Raw genomic sequence first — 18,344 nt, forward strand, 5'->3', positions numbered from 1 at the left:
GACAGGAGCAACCGTTTTAGACTCGCTGCGCACACCTAAAAATAACAATGCAGGAGCGTAGCAATGATCTGGTTCTTCCTCTGTGTCGGCTTACTTGTGGCCGGCTACTTCATATACGGCAAATTCATCGAACGGATATTCGGCCCGAAGCCGGAGCTGAAAACCCCCGCCATCACCATGGCTGACGGAGTGGACTATGTCCCCATGTCGGACAAGAAAGTCTATCTGGTTCAACTGCTCAACATCGCCGGCGTTGGCCCCATCTTCGGCCCCATTCTGGGAGCCCTCTATGGGCCGGTCGCCATGCTCTGGATCGTCTTCGGCTGCATCTTCGCCGGTGCGGTTCACGACTACTTCTCCGGGATGCTGTCGGTGCGTGCCAAGGGCGCCTCGGTACCGACCGTAGTCGGCGAGCATCTGGGCACCGCCGCCAAGCACTTCATGAACCTGTTTGCCGTGGTGCTGTTGATGCTGGTCGGCGTGGTGTTCGTGCTGAGCCCGGCAGGCTTGCTGGCCAACCTCACCTCCACCGATCTGGTCTACTGGATCATGGCGATTTTTGCCTACTACATCCTCGCGACCATCGTCCCCATCGACAAGATCATCGGCCGTTTCTATCCCATCTTCGGCGCCCTGCTGGTATTCATGTCGGTCGGCCTCATCATCGGCCTGATTGTCTCCGGCAAAGGCTTCTACAACACCGGGATGGACTTCTCCAACCTGCACCCGACCGAGCTGCCACTCTGGCCGCTGCTCTTTATCACCATCGCCTGTGGCGCCGTGTCCGGCTTCCATGCCACCCAGTCACCGCTGATGGCGCGCTGCATGCAGAACGAGAAGTCCGGCCGTTTCATTTTCTACGGCGCAATGATCGGTGAAGGGATCATCGCCCTTATCTGGTGTACCCTGGGTCTCTCCTTCTACGACAGCACCGAAGCGCTCAACGCCACCATGGCCAACGGCGGCCCGGCGGCCGTGGTACATGAAGTCTCCACCAGCCTGCTCGGTACCGTGGGCGGCATTCTGGCCATCCTCGGCGTGGTGATCCTGCCCATCACCTCCGGCGACACCGCATTTCGCAGTGCTCGCCTGATCGTGGCGGACTTCCTGAAGCTGACCCAAAAACCGATGACCAAGCGTCTGCTGATCGCCATCCCCATGTTTATCCTTGGTGTCATCATCTCCAAGGCCGAGTTCGGGGTGATCTGGCGCTACTTCGGCTGGGCCAACCAGACCACCGCCGTCATCATGCTGTGGGCCGCGGCCGCCTACCTTATCAAAGAGGGCAAGCTGCACTGGGTCTGCACCATCCCCGCCATGTTCATGACTGCCGTGGTGTTTACCTACCTGGCCAACGCCCCCATCGGGTTCGGGCTGGAAATGGGGATCTCCACCATCATCGGTCTGGCCGCCACCGCTGTGATTACCGTGGCCTTCCTGGTGAAGTTCCGGCAACCGCTGGTCAGCCGTACCAGTGAAGGGTAATGCCGCAAAAAACCGAATAAAAGGCGCCTTGCGGCGCCTTTTTTAGTGATAAACCAACTAATAAAACAACTGTTTCATGACTTCAGCTTCAATACAGCGAAAGGCCTTAAGATTTCGTGCGAATTAACGATAAATATGTGATTCTTAATTGCTTTAGCTCTTGTTGGAACCAACGATTAAGCTGCGCTTAATGCCAGTGGAGGTTATAAATGGCCCTTGATTATTTTGCTCTTGGCCTGCTCGTCTTTGTCGGGCTGGTCATTTTTTATGGAGTCATCGTGATCCACGATATTCCTTACGAGATTGCCAAACATCGGAATCACCCTCATCAGGATGCCATTCACGTTGCGGGTTGGGTCAGCCTGTTTACCCTGCATGTGTTGTGGCCCTTCCTCTGGATCTGGGCAACCCTCTATCGCCCCGATCGCGGTTGGGGCTTCAGCCAACGGTTGCAAAAGGATGAAGACGAGCTGGTTGCCCTCAAGCAGGAGCTGGCCGATCTGAAAAAACGTATCAACACTATCGAACAGAGCGAGCAACAGGGATAAATCATGGACCTGCTACTGATCCTGACCTACACGGCCATCTGTGTGGCCATCTTCAAAATCTTCCGTATTCCGCTCAACAAGTGGACCGTCCCGACTGCAGCGCTGGGGGGCGTCGTACTCATCGGCACCCTCATCATACTGATGAACTACAACCACCCCTATTCGGAGATGGCCCGCAACTACTACGTCTCCACCCCAATCGTACCGCTGGTGAAGGGCCGGGTCGTTGAGGTGCCGGTGCAGGCCAACCAACCGGTGAAAAAAGGGGATGTACTGTTCCGCATCGATGACGAACCGTTCCGACTGAAAGTGGACAGCCTGACCGCCCGCGTCGAATCCAACCGGGACCATCTCAAATCCATCGACGCCAGACTGCGCTCCGCCAAGCTGGATCGGGATCGCGCCAAAGAGCTGATGCAACGCGGTGTCGGCAAACAGCGTGATCTGGATGTCAGTCAGGCCAACGTGGACGATATCGTGGCCCAGATTGACCAGCAGAGCGCCACGCTGGAAGATCTGCAAGCCCAGCTGAATGAAGCCAAGTACCAATTGGCCCAGACCGTGGTCTATGCCCCGAGCGATGGTCATGTGGTGCAGCTCGCGCTGCGTCCCGGCATGATCGCCACCCCCTTTATGTATCGTCCGGTGATGACCTTCATCCACAAAGATGACACCGCCTATGTCGGCTGGTTCTGGCAGAACAGCATGCAGCGTCTGGCGGTAGGTGATGAGGCCGAAGTGGTGATCGACGGTGTGCCCGGCAAGATCTTCAAGGGCAAGGTCACTGCCGTGATCCCGGCCATCGCTGCCGGTAACGTGCAAGCCAACGTGGGCCTGCTGGATCAGACTACCGCGGTGCGTCCGGGTCGTCTGCCGGTGGTCATCTCCATCACCGACCCCGAGTGGGCCAAATATCAGGTGATTGCCGGTTCCAGTGGCCAGGCTGCTATCTATACCCACTATTTCCATCACGTCTCGGTGATGCGTAAAGTACTGCTGCGCATGGCAAGCTGGATGAACTACATCTTCCCCTTCCATTAATCTGCACAATACCTCTCTGCGGGCCAGCATCATGCTGGCCCGCTGTTTTTGTGGCAGCAAGACCCCTATAATGGCGCCATCCTGCCTTGCCCCATGCCAAACCTGAATGTTCGTTCTCAGACCCTATCAAACCGACGCCGTCAACGCCGTGATCAGCCACTTTCGCAAACACCCGGATCCCGCCGTGGTGGTGCTGCCCACCGGAGCGGGCAAGAGTCTGGTGATCGCCGAGCTGGCGCGCAAGGCGCGCGGGCGGGTACTGGTGCTGGCCCACGTCAAGGAGCTGGTGGAGCAAAACCACGCCAAGTACGAGGCGTGGGGGCTCAAGGCCGACATCTTCGCCGCTGGGCTCGCTCGCAAGGAGGCGAGCGCTCAGGTGGTATTCGGCTCGGTGCAGTCGGTGGCACGCAACCTGGCCGCGTTTGATGGCGCATTTTCCCTGCTTATCATCGACGAGTGCCATCGGGTCTCTCTCGATGACGACAGCCAATACCATCAGGTGATCGACCATCTCAAGGCTGCCAATCCAGCGCTCAAGATCCTTGGCCTTACCGCCACTCCTTATCGGCTCGGGCTGGGCTGGATCTACCGGCGCCACTACCACGGTATGGTGAAAAGTCACGGCGAGCGGCTGTTCGGCGACTGCGTGTTCGAACTGCCCCTGCGCTTCATGGTCAAAAACGGCTATCTGACGCCACCGCGCATGGTGGATGCCCCCATCGTTCACTACGACTTCAGCAAGCTGGTGGTGCGGGAGAATGGCCTCTTCAGCGAGGCGGAGCTCAACGGCGAGCTCAAGCGGCAGGAGCGGGTTACACCCCATATCCTGAGTCAGGTACTGGAGTATGCCGCCGACCGGCAAGGGGTGATGATCTTCGCCGCCACCGTCGAGCATGCCCGCGAAATTCACGGTCTGCTGGGCGCCAGAGGCCAGCAGGCGGCCCTTATTACCGGCGAGACGCCGGGGCCGGAGCGCGATGCCCTCATCAGCGCCTTCAAGGCGCGCGAGCTCAAGTTTCTGGTCAACGTGGCGGTGCTCACCACCGGCTTCGACGCTCCTCATGTCGATCTGATCGTGATGCTCAGACCCACAGAGTCGGTCTCGCTCTACCAGCAGATTGTGGGGCGGGGCCTGCGCCTCTCGCCCGGCAAGAGCGATTGTCTGGTGCTCGACTATGCGGGCAACAACTTCAACCTGTTTGCTCCCGAAGTGGGTGAGCCTCGCCCCCACGCAGGTACCGAACCGGTACAAGTGCCCTGCCCCGCCTGCGGTTTTGCCAACACCTTCTGGGGCAAGACCGACGAGGATGGCAAGGTGATCGAGCACTACGGCCGCCGCTGTCAGGGACTGTTTGAAGATGACGAGGGCAACCGCGAAGAGTGCGACTACCGCTTTCGCGCCAAGATCTGCCCCGCTTGCGGCAGCGAAAACGACATCGCCGCCCGCCGCTGCCAGAACTGTGATCAGCTGCTGGTGGATCCGGACGACAAGCTCAAAGAGGCGCTCAATCTCAAGGATTGCATGGTCATTCGCTGCGCGGGGCTAACCCTCACCGCAGGGCGCGGCAAACAAGGGGAGCGGCTGGAGGTGATCTATCACGATGAGGATGGTCTCACCCTCAATGAATACTTCGGATTTCACTCCGAAGGCGCACGGCGCTTGTTTCAACAGCACTTTGTGCGTCATCATTGGCCCGCTCCGGGTCTGGAACCCGAATTTGCCACTCTGGCGAACGTGCTGGCGGCGGAAAGCCAGTTTCGCCACCCCGATTTTGTCATCGCCCGCAAAGCGGGTCGCTTTTGGCAGATAAAAGAGAAGATTTTTGATTATGACGGCCGCTATCGCACCGCCAATTCGCTGGCGTGATGGCCAGTGGCGACCGGCATAAGTCGTATGAATTGCTTTGCCACGGCCGATCCTGCATCGGCGGGTGAAACAAGGTTGAATTATCAGGGCCTGCGCCATCGGGCTGGCCCCTTCGTCACGTTAGAGGATTTTATGCAGCGGCTGTTGATTGGTTTTTGTGCTCTCTTCTCTCTGGCGGCGCACGCCGCCCCGCTGACGCCCCCGCAGGGTGGCCAGTACGCCATCATAGTACAGGGCAACAACGGCGTTGAGTTTGCCCGCCATGCGGATCAGATGATCGCCCCCGCCTCCACCATGAAGGTGCTCACCGCGCTGGCAGCCCGCCTTGAGCTGGGTGCCGACTTCCGTTTTGCCACCGACATTCAGGCCCAGCCCGGCGCCAAGCAGGGTAACGTCATCAATGGCGATATCTGGATCAACTTCGTCGGCGACCCCACCCTGTCACGGATGGATCTGCTGGCACTGTTCAAACAGCTTGGCGTCACCAGCATCAAGGGCAACGTCTACGTCAACACAGGTGCCTACAATGGCTACGAGCGCGGCAATGGCTGGTCGTGGGGAGATCAAACCCTCTGCTTCGCCGCCCCGGTCTCGTCGGTGATCATCGACAAGAACTGCGCCTACGGCACCATCACCGCCACCCAGATTGGCAAACCGGCCACCGGCAACGTGGCGACCGGCGTGCCCATCGGCATCGGCGCCGACAACGTGGAGGTGATGAGCTACGGTGACATGGCGCGCCAGTTCTGCGCACTGGAAGTGGACATGGCCAAGGGCAACTTCTACGAGCTCAAGGGCTGCATCACCCCAAACAAGGAACCGCAGGGGCTGCGTTTTGCCATCCACGACGTGGAAGCCTGGGGCTGGGACAATATCCGCTGGGCGATGGACCGTGCTGGTATCAAGCATGACGGTCTGCTGCGGGTCACCCACAAGGCACCGGACAACGCCGAGACACTGGGCACCCACTACTCGGTCTCCCTGCCGGTGATGCTGGCCAAGATGCTGAAGAAATCGGACAACCTCTATGCCGATACCTTCCTCAAGACCGTGGGCCGCCACTACTACAACAAGCCGGGCAGCTATCGCAGCGGCACCATGGCAGTGCGCGCCATCCTGACCAAGAACGGTATCGATCTGGGCAACGCCACCCTGGCTGACGGCTCCGGCCTCTCCGCTCACAATCTCATCAGCGCCCGTCAGATGCTGTCGGTGCTGAACTTCATCCAGAAAAATGATGCCGAGCTTGGCCTGATCAAGCTGCTGCCAAGCTCGCAGGTGGATGGCACCCTGGCATGGCGCCGCAGCGTCACCGCCCCCATGATGAAGAACAAGGTGCATGCCAAGACCGGCACCATCACCGGCACCTCCAATCTGGTGGGCTTTATTGATACCGCCAGCGGCCAGCGCAAGGCCTTCGTGATGTTCCAGCGCGGCCTGTCGCAAGACCCGGCGACCCACGATCGTTACCGCGCCAGCAAGGCCCCCTGGCCCTGGACCGTGTTCGAGAAGGGGGTGCTGGAGAGCATCTATCAACAACAGCCGATCCAGATTGCCGACGAGAGCTGAGGTAATGCGGCAATAGAGCCGCTCGAATCACGGTATCGATAATTTCGACTTCAAGTCGCCACGAGGCAGGACTATGCTGTTGCCTGCCTCATATCAACGGCCATACATAACGGCTTCAAGAACGGAGAAAAAAATATGTTTGCAGTGATTTTTGGTCGCCCCGGCTGCCCCTATTGTGTCCGTGCCAAGCAGATCGCCGAGCAGCTGGTTGAACAGCGCGATGATTTCAAATTCCGCTACGTCGATATCCACGCCGAAGGCATCACCAAAGAAGATCTGGCCAAGAGCGCTGGCAAGCCGGTCAATACCGTGCCGCAGATCTTCCTGGACGAGCAACACATCGGTGGCTGCACCGATTTCGAAGCCTACGCCAAAGAGCATCTGGGCCTCTATCAGCAGTAATTCCCTGCTCGCTGGCAACAGCGCAAAAAAAATCCGGCGCCATCAGGCGCCGGATTTTTTTATCAGGTAATCACAAGATTACGGCGTCAACGACTGGGCGGCAAAGCGCGCAATGATGGGGTTGTGATCGGAAGAGTCGGTCGCCGGTGAGCTCACCTCGACCAGATCCAGATTGCGGTAATAGAGGTGATCCAGCGGACGGCCAAAGGCGGTGCGGCGCAAGTCAGGCACCGGCAGCGCCTCCTGCAGACCCAGCTCTTCAACCAGCTTGCTTAGCCAGAACTGGCGCTTGTCACTCCAGGTGTTGAAATCACCAGCCAGGATCACCGGCCCCTGATGGCGACGCACCAGCCCGGTCAGCTCGTTGAGTTGCTCGCGAAATGCCGCCATTCCCAGTTCGAAGTTGACTGCATGAAGGTTGATGACCAATACGCCGTCAGGATCCCCTTGCAGCGGGTAGAGGCTAACCAGCCCGGATTTGGGAATGCGCAGCAAAGGCTCGGGGGAGCGCACGCCACAGACGAAGGCCTGCGGGGTCTTGGCCACCGTCATCACCCCGAACGACACGCCGCCCTGGGTGAAGGCTTGCAGCTGTTGCCACTGGAAATCACCGGCACGCAGCCAGTCGAGCATCTCGGGCCGGGTAGCAGACTCCTGCAACAGCACCAGATCCTGCCCCTTGGCGTAACTGTCCATCCCCTCGCGCCAGTTCTTGCGCTGTCCCTTGTAGAGATTCCAGACCGTGATACCGAATTCGCGGGGCAGCGCCGTGGTCGCCACAGCCACCAGCGGCGGACGCTGGCAATCGATACCCGGCACAATCCCATCGGCCGTAACCAGATGGTTCTGATCCGGCACCTCGAAACAGCCTACCAACCCCAGGGTCAGCAGGGAGGTGCCAAGAATGCGATAACTATTTTTCATCGGCTAAACCGCCCGCCTTTGCTTTGTGTCATGACCATCACAAACGTCATCAACGCCGACTAAGCTGATAATCCCTGTTCCACTCAACCAGAAGGACGCTGTCTCATGGCGAAAGAACTTCGGTATAACGTGACGTTTTATGATCAACAAGGAAACTGTCATCAAGTGGAGCTGGCCACCGTCTACCAGATAAGACGGGACCCGCAGTGCGATCTCTGTCTGTTCGACACCCTTCAGTATGTGGGGTCAGAGGAGATGCTGGAACGCATGATACGGCAAAAAACCGGGCTTGAGCAGGAAATATCCATCATCAATGCCCGGCTGATTTGATCAGGCACTCACCGGAACCGGGCGGGATTTGCCGCTGTCGTCGATGGCGACATAGGTGAAAATCCCCTCGGTCACGCAGTAGCGCTGGGCATCGTTTTCCCGCAGCACCGGCTTGACCCACACCTCCAGCTTGAGCTTCATGGAGCTGCGGCCGATCTTCATACAGCGGCCGTAGCAGCAGACCACATCGCCCACCTTGACCGGACTGTGAAACGTCATTCCTTCGACGGATACGGTACAAATACGTCCTTTTGCCAGCTCCTTGGCCATAATGCCCCCACCTATATCCATCTGGGACATGATCCAGCCACCAAAGATGTCGCCATTGGGGTTGGTATCGGCTGGCATTGCCAGGGTTCTCAGCAACAACTCCCCATCGGGGTGACGTTTTGTATCTACCATCATTACCGCCTCTCTCTCATGGATGGCGGCATGATAGGGGGCGATCACCCCCTTGGCAAACCTCAATTGCCCGAGGCGGCGAGCTCGGCAAACCAATGGGCCGGATCGGGCCAGCGATAGTTGAATCCCATCTGCTGGCAAATCAGCTGACCGTCGATGGGCTGAAATTCACCGGCAGGCTCGATAAAGACCGGCGCAGGCAGCCCCTGCTGGCGCGCCGCAAAGGGGTAGAACTGCTCGCGACGCGGATGCACCGGCGCGCTCAGGTTGAAGACATCCCCGCCCTTGCCCCGCTCCAGCAGCAGCATGCAGGCCGCCACCACATCGTCCAGATGGACCAGATTGACCGACTGAGCGCCGCCATCCAGGGTCTTGCCCGCGAGGAAGCGACCTGGGTGGCGATCCGGGCCATAAAGGCCGGAGGGGCGCACTATCATCACCACCTCGAAACCGGCCGCCAGCACCGCCTGCTCTGCCGCCAGCATCCGCTCGCCACGGGCATGACGCGGTTTGGGCTGTTCGCCCTCTTCTTGACCCGCCCCCCACACCGAGGTGGCGCTAACAAACAGCACCCGCCGGGTGCCATTCGCTTTGGCCAACGCGCAGACCTTTGCCACCGCCTGCGGGTAGTCATCGGTCTTGCTGGGCGGAACGCAGATCACCAGACTCTCGCAGGAGATGGGCCACGGCTCTTTTTTATCAGCGACGGGCATCTCGGCAGAGATCGTCAGCGGATAGGCGTTGATCCCCTCCCCCTGCAAACGGGCCGCCTTCTCGGCGCTGCTGACCGTCACCGCTACTGGCTTGCCAGCCGCCAGCAGGGCCCGCACCAACGGCAGCCCCAGCCAACCCGCCCCCAGAATACCGATCGTCCCGGCGATATGTTGCTCTGTCATCGTCCCGTCTCCTGCTTGACGCTATTTGCCCCGCAGCTTACTTGCCTTAGTAGGAAAAGGAAGCCTTGGCATACTGATAGATAAATGCTGTTGAGCTGGTAATATTTGTATCTGTTCTGCGGCAATATCACTAAATCACTTTCGCTGTCACATCATTCTATTGTCATTCATAAATAACATATATTTCTGTAGCAACCTCGGCAAAGGAACACTTGACCATCAATAGATGGGCTATGTTTTACACAACTAGCTAGAGCTATTTATTAAAGCGCTCTGTATATTCAGTAAACACCCAGCCTTCTAACGGCTCACCTTGTTTTTGAGGTATTGCAACCTTTATCCAACTACGATTCTTTTCAAGAACGTATACCGATTGCCCAAAATTTAAAGTCATAATTATCTCTGACTTTATAGATGGTAAAACTCTCAATCGAACCTCATCTCCGCTAATAAATCTGTTTAGAGGTGTTACATCTACACCAATACTTTTAGGAAGTTTTTTAATCGCATTAGTCTGAACTCTACGAGGTTCATCATTGTTCCTTAGAAACTCCTCAATCTCAGGTTTAATGTATATATCAACAGTTATCGGTGCAATTATTTCAGTTATAAACAACAGCACAATAACTTTAAAGAATCCAGGAAGTTTCTGAAGGGCTTCTAATAATGAATGTCGAGATAAACTACTTTCTCTAAGTGTTTCGTTTACTTCAGATAATACACTGGAAATATCAGGGTCATCTTCAAACTCAACTAATTCGGTTGAACACGCATAAAAATCAACACCTTGAATCAAGGTTTGATGTTGTTTTAACAAGTTTAATGTCAAAATAAACTCGTTAGGGAGGTGCGTAAGATTATTGAACGCTGGGAAATTTCGTTCAATAGACCTCAGGTATTTTTGTATCCCTAGTTGGGAAAATTCATCCAACCAAGTCAGATTGATCTTGTATTTATTTATGGACTGAGAAAGCAGTGTAACTTCTGGACTAATAATAGACTTTTGAATAGCATTAATACGTTCAATTTCCTTCATCCACGCCGGATTTAGAACAGATTGAATTCTGTCCATCTGTTTCATCCACGGTTTATTCGATAGCGAATAAACCTTTTCGACACCCTCCATATACTGACTCATTTTACAGGTTCCCTTTAATTAGATTTGCACATAGATTATCCATAATTTTCATTATTCTCAATGCGCTAGTACTGACGATTTTCTACATAACACCAAACTTTTTTCGGAAAACTGTATATTTTTACTCAACAGACAACTCACTTTCTTTCCACACAAAAAGCGGGCCATTGGCCCGCTTGGTTATATTTCACTCACGCCATCCTCACACCGGCGGATGGAAATGGCTGGCCTCACGGGTAGCCATCTCCTCGTAGGTGGCCCACTTCTGCAAGGCTACCTTCTGTGCCACCTGCATCAGCCGTTCGGCCTCCTCCGGATGGCTCTGGGCCAGCACCCGATAACGGGTCTCCTCTTGGCGATATGTGGCAAGCGGAATGGAGGGACGCAGACTGTCGAGGCTGAAGGGGTTCTGCCCCGCGCTACGCAGTACCGGGTTGTAGCGCATCAACGGCCAGTGACCGGAGGCAACCGCGCGTTTTTGCTGGGTCAACCCCTGCTCCATATCGATGCCGTGGGCGATACAGTGGCTATAGGCGATGATCAGCGACGGGCCCGGATAGGCTTCGGCTTCACGCAACGCTTGCAGCGCCTGCTGCGGGTTGGCACCAAAGGCGATGCGAGCAACATAGACGTTGCCGTAGGAGATGGCCTGCAACGCCACATCCTTCTTGGCCAGCGTCTTGCCCCCCGCCGCGAACTTGGCGACAGCACCGAGCGGCGTCGATTTCGACATCTGGCCACCGGTGTTGGAGTAAACCTCAGTATCCATCACCAGCACGTTCACATCGCGCCCGGAGGCGAGCACGTGATCGAGACCCGATGAGCCGATGTCATAAGCCCAGCCATCGCCACCGATGATCCAAACCGAGCGGCGCACCAGCTGATCGATGAGCGACAGCAGTTCTTTGGCCTTGCCAGAGCGCACCTCTTCCAACCGCTCCCGCACTTGGGCCACCCTGCCCCGCTGGGCACGGATCTCCGACTCCAGCCGCTGCGGCGCATTCACCAGGGTATCGACCAGCGTCTCCCCAAGCTCTCCCTTCATCGCCTCGAGAGCTGCCACCGCCTGACCGTGATGCTGATCGGCAGTGAGACGGAAGCCAAAGCCGAACTCGGCGTTGTCCTCAAACAGGGAGTTGGACCAGGCTGGCCCCTTCCCTTCGCCATTCTTGGCCCAGGGGGTGGTCGGCAGGTTGCCGCCGTAGATGGAAGAGCAACCGGTCGCGTTGGCCACCAGCATGCGGTCACCAAACAGCTGGGTCAGCAGCTTGAGGTATGGGGTCTCACCACAACCTGCGCAAGCACCGGAGAACTCGAACAGGGGTTCGAGGAACTGGGTACCGCGCACGGTGGAGAAATCCACCCGCTCGCGAGCAGGCCACGGCAGGCTCTCGAACCAGCGCAGCGCCTGTTTCTGGCCGGCAAGGTGCGGCGCCTTGTCCATCATGGCGATGGCACGCTCGCCCTCATGGCTCTCATCTGCTCCGGCACGCACCGGACAGGCCTGCACGCACTGACCACAACCGGTGCAATCCTCCGGATAGAGCTGCAAGGTGTAGCGGCTGTCGGGGAAGCCTCGGGCGGTGACGGGCACCGACTGAGCCGCCTCGGGGGCGGTTGCCAGCCAGTCCTGATGGTAGAACTTGGCCCGCAACGCCGCGTGGGGGCAAACAAAGACGCAGTTGCCGCACTGGATGCAGATATCCGAATTCCAGATCGGGATCTCGCGGGCGATATCACGCTTCTCGAAACGGCTGGTGGCGGTGGGGTAAGTACCATCCACCGGCAGCATGGAGACAGGGATCAGATCGCCACGTCCCGCCAGCATCTCGCCGGTGACCCGCTGGACAAACTCGCTGCCGCCGGGAGCCAGTGGCAACGGATAGTCGCTGATCTGCTCCTCACCGGCCGGGATCACCACCTTGTTGAGGTGAGCCAGGGTGTCATCTACCGCGGCGAAGTTACGTGCCACCACCTCGGGCCCCTTGCGGGCATAACTCTTCTCGATGCTCTCCTTGATCAGCGCAATGGCCTCGTCCCGCGGCAGCACCCCGGCCAGCGCGAAGAAGCAGGTCTGCATGATGGTGTTGATGCGATTGCCCATGCCGTTTTGCTCGGCCACCCGATCGCCATCGATGCAATAGAGCTGGATGTTGAGGGCGCGGATACGAGCCCGCAGCCGCTCGGGCAGCTGGCCCCACACCTTGTCGGCCTCATAGGGAGCATTAAGCAGCAGGGTCGCCCCTTCGGCGGCATGTTCCAGCAGATCCACCGACTCGACAAAGCCCCATTGGTGGCAACCGATAAAGCTCGCCTGTTCGATAAGCCAGGGGGCGTCGATCGCCTCGGGGCCAAAGCGCAGGTGGGAAACGGTGCGCGAGCCCGACTTCTTGGAGTCGTAGACGAAGTAGCCCTGAGCGTGGAAGCCTTCCAGCTCGCCGATGATCTTGATGCTGTTCTTGTTGGCACCGACCGTGCCATCGGCACCGAGGCCGAAGAAGAGTGCCCGCACCCGGCTGGCGGGCTCCAGATCACCAATCGGGTGCCAGTCAAGGCTCAGTCCCGAGACATCATCCAGGATCCCCACGGTAAAACGCGGACGCGGCGCATCGGATGCCAGCTCCTCAAACACGGCGGCGCACATGGCGGGAGTGAACTCTTTGGAGGATAGGCCATAGCGACCGCCACTGAGCCACGGCAGGCGCTTGATTAGGCCGCGCTGCAAGCCGTCGATGAGGGCGCTCTGCACATCCAGCAGCAGCGGCTCACCGCCCGCACCCGGCTCTTTGGTGCGATCCAGCACGGCGATGCGGCGCACGCTCGCGGGCAGCGCATTGAGCAGCGCCTGCACCGGGAAGGGGCGATAGAGGCGAATAACCAGCACTCCGGTCTTGCGATCCTGCTTATTGAGCCAATCAACCGTGGTGCGGGCGGTGGCCGCCCCCGACCCCATCAGCACGATGACGTCGGTGGCATCCGGCGCCCCGTGATACTCCACCAGCTGGTAGTGGCGACCGGTCAGCTCGCCGAGGCTATCCATGCACTGCTGCACCCGCGCCGGCACCGCTTCATAGAAGGGGTTGACGCTCTCGCGGGACTGGAAATAGGTATCCGGGTTCTGGGCCGTGCCACGCATCACCGGATGATCCGGGTTAAGGGCCCGGGCACGGTGAGCCCGTACCCAGTCGTTGTCGATCAGGGCACGAATTTCATCCTTGTGCAGCGCGGTGATCTTGTTCACCTCGTGGGAGGTGCGAAAACCGTCGAAGAAGTGGATAAAAGGCACCCGGCATTGCAAGGTGACGCTGTGGGCAACCAGCGCCAAATCCTGCGCCTCCTGCACCGAGCCGGAGGCAAGCATGGCAAAACCGGTGCTGCGCGCCGCCATCACGTCCTGATGGTCACCAAAAATCGACAGCCCCTGCGCCGCCAACGAGCGGGCCGCCACATGGAACACCGCCGAGGTCAGCTCGCCTGCGATCTTGTACATGTTGGGCAGCATCAACATCAGCCCCTGGCTGGCAGTGAAGGTGGTGGCCAGCGCCCCCGCCTGCAGGGCGCCGTGTACCGTACCGGCCGCCCCCCCTTCACTCTGCATCTCCACCACGGTGGGGATATTGCCCCACAGGTTGGTTTGTCTTTCATCAGCCCAGGCATCAGCCAGCTCGGCCATGGTCGAGCTCGGGGTAATGGGGTAGATGGCACACACTTCGCTCAGTTGATACGCCACCCGGGCCGCGGCTTCGTTGCCGTCGACCATGATCAATTCATGTTTCATAGGGACTCCTCTGGTTGGCGCAACTCGATAGCGTGGCAAGGGCATTGGTCGTGACAGGCACCGCAACCGGTGCAACGCTGCGCATCGACCTGATAACCCAAACCCGGTCCCAGCTTCTCGATAGCCTGCTCGGGGCAGCTGCCATAGCAGCCGTCACACTCAAAGCAGTTGCCGCAGGAGTAACAGCGGGCCGCCTCATAACGGGCAGCCACTTCATCCAGACCGCCGATGATCTCGCCAAAGTCGTCCCGCGCCGAAGCCGGTTTGACCGGCTGACTGCTGGCAGGGGCATGGGTCTGGAACCAGAGTTGCAACTGCTCCGGCCCAACCAGCGGATAAGAGAGCATCTTCTGGAAGTGGCGACCGCGCAGCCAGGCATCCATGTGGCGCGCTGCCTTCTTGCCATGACCGGTGGCGATGGTGACGGTGCGCTCGGAGGGCACCATGTCACCACCCGCAAACAGCCCGGCGACATCTGTCATCAGGTTGTCGCCAACCTGCACCACCCCCTCCTTGTTGACCCGCACCCCGGGGATGCTCTCCAGCACACTCAAGTCAACCTCCTGACCCAGGGCCAGAATGAGGGAGTCCGCTTCGAGGGTTTCAAACTTGCCGGTGGGTACCGGCTTGCCCTCTGCATCCAGCGCCATCACCTCGACTTCAATGCTGGTGTTGTCGAGCTGACGGATACTGCGCAACCAGTTGATCTTGATCCCCTCCTCCTCGGCCTCGTCGGCTTCAAAGGCGTGGGCGGGCATATGGTCCCGGTCGCGGCGATAGATGATCATCGCCTCTTCAACCCCGAGGCGGCGAGCAGTACGGGCTGCGTCCATGGCGGTGTTACCGCCGCCGTAGATCGCGACCCGCCGTCCCAGTTTGGGCGGTGGCAAGCCCCGCTCCTCGGCCAGACTGGCCTGCTCGAGGAAGCTCACCGCATCGAGGATCTTGCCCGCTTCCCGCGCCGGAATATCGACCCGCTTGGCCAGATGGGCGCCAATCGCCATAAAGACGGCATCAAAACCCCCCTCGTCGCGCTCGCGCAGCACGTTCTCCACCTTGTGGTTGAGGGTGAGGGTCACTCCGGCGGCCACGATGCGGGCCACCTCCCGATCCAGCACGTCGCGAGGCAAGCGGTAAGCGGGAATACCAAAGCGCAGCATGCCGCCAGCCAGCGGGCCCGCTTCGCGGATCTCCACCTGATGGCCAAGCCGGTTGAGGTGCCAGGCACAAGAGAGGCCGGAGGGGCCTGCACCGATCACCAGCACCTTCTTGCCGCTGGCAGGAGCTGGCGGGGCAGGCAACCAGCCCTTGGCCAGCGCCTCGTCACCAAGGAAACGTTCGATGGCGTGAATGGAGACGGCGTCATCAACCTGCCCGCGGTTGCAGGCGCTCTCGCAGGGGTGATAGCAGACCCGGCCATGAATGGCAGGCAGCGGATTTTCTTCGATCAAAGTCTGCCACGCCGCTTCGAAGCGGCCAGCCTGTGCCAGAGAGAGCCAGGCCTGAATATTTTCTCCGGCCGGGCAGGCATGATTACAGGGTGGCAGAGCCGGCCGCCAAACGGGTAGCCGAGTACGTACCGGGCCTGTTCCCGTTTTCTGGGAAAGATCCGGCAAAGGAGTCATATCTAGTTGTTTGCTCATACAGTGCTTTCTTCTTTTTGTTTTTGTGTGACGGCCCCACCCGATGGCACTTGCAAACCGTTTAACCGAGGCTGACGGTGGCCGGATGAGGAAGAAACGAAAGCGTTAGAAAGTGGCAACTGACCTGATAATGGCTGTTTTTTTATACTGTTTTGCGAATCAGGATCAAAAAATGTTGCATTTAATGAGCCGTTTGGAGCAGAACGTGACCGGGGTAACATCTTTCCCGGTTGACTCCAGCCCTTCTCTCACCAAGCTTGCAGTCAAGTGCAGGAAAACCTGACCAGCCGGTAGAACAGCGCCACTTTTTTTCAAAAAAAACTGCATGTATGAGGACCTTTCTGCCCCTCTGGGTAGAGAGAGGGCAGAGGGATTGCCCCCTCGCCAGGGAACCGTTATGTTCCTCTTTTCCCTGGCCACAGAGCCACTTCTCAAGGATACGAAGATGCCAAGGCTAGACAGCATTCAGCTCTACCCCATCAAATCGACCGCAGGTATCTCCCGCCCCCGCGCCCAGGTCACCCAGGAGGGGCTCACAGGGGATCGCCGCTACATGGTGGTCGAGCCTGACGGCACCTTTATCACCGCCCGCACTCACCCCCGGTTGCAACAGGTAGTGACCACCCCCATCGCCGGGGGATTGCAGTTGGTCTATCCGGGCTTGCTGCCGCTCACCCTGCTTGAGCGCAACTTCAACCTCACACCACAGCTCACCGGCGTCTGGGGCGACCGCTTCACCGCCCTGCACACCGACCCGAAAGCGGATGAGTGGCTGAGCCGGGTGGCTGGCGAGCAGGTCCAGCTGCTCTGGCTCGGGGAAGAGTCCGACCGTTTTCGCGAGAAAACCGGCACCCGGGTCAGCTTTGCCGATGGCTATCCCCTGCTGCTGATCAGCCAAGCCTCGCTGGATGACCTCAATCTGCGCTCCGATGCGCTGCACCAGATGAGCCAGTTTCGCACCAATCTGGTGGCAAGCGACACCCGCCCCTTCGAGGAGGACAGCTGGGTGCGCATCCGTATCGGTGAGGTAGAATTTCGGGTCGCCAAGCCCTGTAGCCGCTGCATCATGACCACGGTGGAGGCGGGAACCGATCGCTTCAACGCCCTGAAAGAGCCGCTGGCGACCCTCACCCGCTATCGGCGCGGCGAGAATGGCGAGGTTTACTTTGGCCAGAACCTGATCGCGCTGAATGAAGGGTGGATCGAGGCGGGCAGCGAGATCGAGGTACTGGAGACTACGCGCCCCCCTGTTTATCCCAACGCCGCGCCGAAAAAGCGCGAGCTGGTCTGTGTGGCCCGTGAACCGCTGGCGCGGGATCTGGAGACCTTCTGGTTCGAAGCCGCCGATGGCGAGCCCCTGCCCGACTATTTGCCGGGCCAGCATCTGCCCATCAGCCTCGATATCAATAACGAGCGCATTCAACGGTGCTATACCCTGAGCTCCACGCCGGAGCTGCCGGAGCGCTGCAGCATCAGCGTCAAGAAAGTGGGGGGCGGTCGCATCTCCCACTGGCTGCACCAGCAGATGCAGGTAGGTGACCGACTGCTGGCCGCCACTCCCACCGGCGAATTTCACCTTGGCTCCGAGCGCTCGCTGTTGCTGCTCTCGGCAGGCTCTGGCGTCACCCCCATGTTGTCCATCGCCCGCACCTTGCAGCTGCGGGATGAACTCGACGACGTGCACTTTATGCACCTGTGCCGCAGCGAAGCGGATATTCCCGCCGCCAGCGAGCTGCACGCCATGGCGCAGCAGGGAATGACCCTCACGATTATCCTGAGCCAGCCGGACAGCCACTGGCAGGGGCAGAAAGGGCGGCTTGGCGATGAACATCTCGCGCTGGTCAAAGGGTTGGCCGGACGGGAGGTCTTTATCTGCGGCCCCCACGGCTTTATGGCCGACGCGGCGGCAAAAGTGGCAACCCGTGGCGTACCTGCCGCACGCATCAAGCAGGAAAGCTTTGGCGGCGCCATTCTCTCGGTTTCCCGCGCTCATCAGGCGGTGCAGCTACGCATCGGCGAGCGGGAGTTTGTCGGCAACAATCAGGGCACCATCCTCGATCAGGCCAGCAAGCAGGGGATGGAGCTGCCCTGGAGCTGCCGCGCCGGGATCTGCGGCAGTTGCAAGCAGACACTGGTTTCCGGTGAGGTCGACCACCCCGATGCCCCCGCCATCAGCGCCGCCGAGCGAGCCGAGGGCAAGATCCTCACCTGCTGCGCGGTGCCACTGACCGATCTGGTGATCGAGCCGCGCTAACCAGAAGACCGGGGAGTTGACCCCGGTCATATTTTGGTAACTTTATTCGGTTGAATCCTTCCCTTTT

Annotated in this window: 14 protein-coding genes; 8 read left to right on the forward strand and 6 right to left on the reverse strand. The window is 59.0% G+C overall.

Annotated elements, in window-relative coordinates:
- The first annotated feature begins 63 nt into the window (after positions 1 to 63).
- The 6 genes from ACE1BR_RS12495 to ACE1BR_RS12520 all read left to right on the forward strand — a co-directional run bounded on the left by ACE1BR_RS12495 (position 64) and on the right by ACE1BR_RS12520 (position 6,912).
- The gene (locus tag ACE1BR_RS12495; RefSeq protein ID WP_374870716.1) at positions 64 to 1,485 is read left to right on the forward strand and encodes a carbon starvation protein A; all 1,422 of its coding nucleotides are present in this window, start codon (positions 64 to 66) and stop codon (positions 1,483 to 1,485) included.
- A gap of 209 nt (positions 1,486 to 1,694) precedes the next feature.
- Positions 1,695 to 2,033 carry a DUF3302 domain-containing protein gene (locus tag ACE1BR_RS12500; RefSeq protein ID WP_374870718.1) on the forward strand — a complete coding sequence of 113 codons (339 nt, stop codon included), beginning with the start codon at positions 1,695 to 1,697 and terminating at the stop codon, positions 2,031 to 2,033.
- 3 nt (positions 2,034 to 2,036) lie between these two features.
- Positions 2,037 to 3,074 (forward strand): HlyD family secretion protein, encoded by a 1,038-nt coding sequence (locus ACE1BR_RS12505; RefSeq protein WP_374870720.1) that lies wholly within the window; start codon positions 2,037 to 2,039, stop codon positions 3,072 to 3,074.
- A gap of 106 nt (positions 3,075 to 3,180) precedes the next feature.
- Positions 3,181 to 4,941, forward strand: coding sequence for a DEAD/DEAH box helicase (locus ACE1BR_RS12510; protein WP_374870722.1), 1,761 nt, complete (start codon positions 3,181 to 3,183; stop codon positions 4,939 to 4,941).
- 132 nt (positions 4,942 to 5,073) lie between these two features.
- The gene (gene dacB / locus ACE1BR_RS12515; RefSeq protein ID WP_374871105.1) at positions 5,074 to 6,510 is read left to right on the forward strand and encodes a D-alanyl-D-alanine carboxypeptidase/D-alanyl-D-alanine-endopeptidase; all 1,437 of its coding nucleotides are present in this window, start codon (positions 5,074 to 5,076) and stop codon (positions 6,508 to 6,510) included.
- A 135-nt stretch (positions 6,511 to 6,645) separates the two neighbouring features.
- Complete coding sequence (locus ACE1BR_RS12520) at positions 6,646 to 6,912, forward strand: GrxA family glutaredoxin (protein ID WP_033113477.1); 267 nt, start codon at positions 6,646 to 6,648, stop codon at positions 6,910 to 6,912.
- 78 nt (positions 6,913 to 6,990) lie between these two features.
- Here the strand turns inward: ACE1BR_RS12520 and ACE1BR_RS12525 are convergent, their stop codons facing one another.
- The gene (locus tag ACE1BR_RS12525; protein ID WP_374870724.1) at positions 6,991 to 7,836 is read right to left on the reverse strand and encodes an endonuclease/exonuclease/phosphatase family protein; all 846 of its coding nucleotides are present in this window, start codon (positions 7,834 to 7,836) and stop codon (positions 6,991 to 6,993) included.
- Between the two features lie 105 nt (positions 7,837 to 7,941).
- On the opposite strand from ACE1BR_RS12525, the gene ACE1BR_RS12530 reads away from it, so the two are divergent.
- Positions 7,942 to 8,166, forward strand: coding sequence for a hypothetical protein (locus ACE1BR_RS12530; protein ID WP_005337874.1), 225 nt, complete (start codon positions 7,942 to 7,944; stop codon positions 8,164 to 8,166).
- On the opposite strand, the gene yciA is transcribed toward ACE1BR_RS12530, so the two are convergent.
- The 5 genes from yciA to ACE1BR_RS12555 form a co-directional block, all read right to left on the reverse strand.
- Positions 8,167 to 8,571: an acyl-CoA thioester hydrolase YciA gene (gene yciA / locus ACE1BR_RS12535; RefSeq protein ID WP_374870726.1), complete on the reverse strand. Its 405-nt coding sequence runs from the start codon at positions 8,569 to 8,571 to the stop codon at positions 8,167 to 8,169. It abuts the gene before it with no gap.
- Between the two features lie 59 nt (positions 8,572 to 8,630).
- On the reverse strand, positions 8,631 to 9,464 hold the full coding sequence (locus ACE1BR_RS12540) for an SDR family oxidoreductase (RefSeq protein WP_374870728.1): 834 nt from the start codon (positions 9,462 to 9,464) through the stop codon (positions 8,631 to 8,633).
- Positions 9,465 to 9,720: 256 nt separating this feature from the next.
- Entirely contained in the window at positions 9,721 to 10,602 is an 882-nt protein-coding gene (locus ACE1BR_RS12545) for an SH3 domain-containing protein (RefSeq protein WP_374870730.1), read from the reverse strand.
- 202 nt (positions 10,603 to 10,804) lie between these two features.
- Positions 10,805 to 14,380 (reverse strand): pyruvate:ferredoxin (flavodoxin) oxidoreductase, encoded by a 3,576-nt coding sequence (gene nifJ / locus ACE1BR_RS12550; RefSeq protein ID WP_374870732.1) that lies wholly within the window; start codon positions 14,378 to 14,380, stop codon positions 10,805 to 10,807.
- Positions 14,377 to 16,023: an NAD(P)-binding protein gene (locus ACE1BR_RS12555; RefSeq protein WP_374870734.1), complete on the reverse strand. Its 1,647-nt coding sequence runs from the start codon at positions 16,021 to 16,023 to the stop codon at positions 14,377 to 14,379. Before ACE1BR_RS12555 ends, nifJ begins: the two co-directional genes overlap by 4 nt.
- A gap of 445 nt (positions 16,024 to 16,468) precedes the next feature.
- Here ACE1BR_RS12555 and ACE1BR_RS12560 point away from each other — a divergent pair, with 445 nt between their 5' ends.
- Entirely contained in the window at positions 16,469 to 18,277 is a 1,809-nt protein-coding gene (locus ACE1BR_RS12560) for an MOSC N-terminal beta barrel domain-containing protein (RefSeq protein ID WP_374870736.1), read from the forward strand.
- Positions 18,278 to 18,344 lie beyond the last annotated feature (67 nt).

The organism is Aeromonas sp. MdU4 (genome assembly GCF_041929505.1).
GTDB lineage: Bacteria > Pseudomonadota > Gammaproteobacteria > Enterobacterales > Aeromonadaceae > Aeromonas.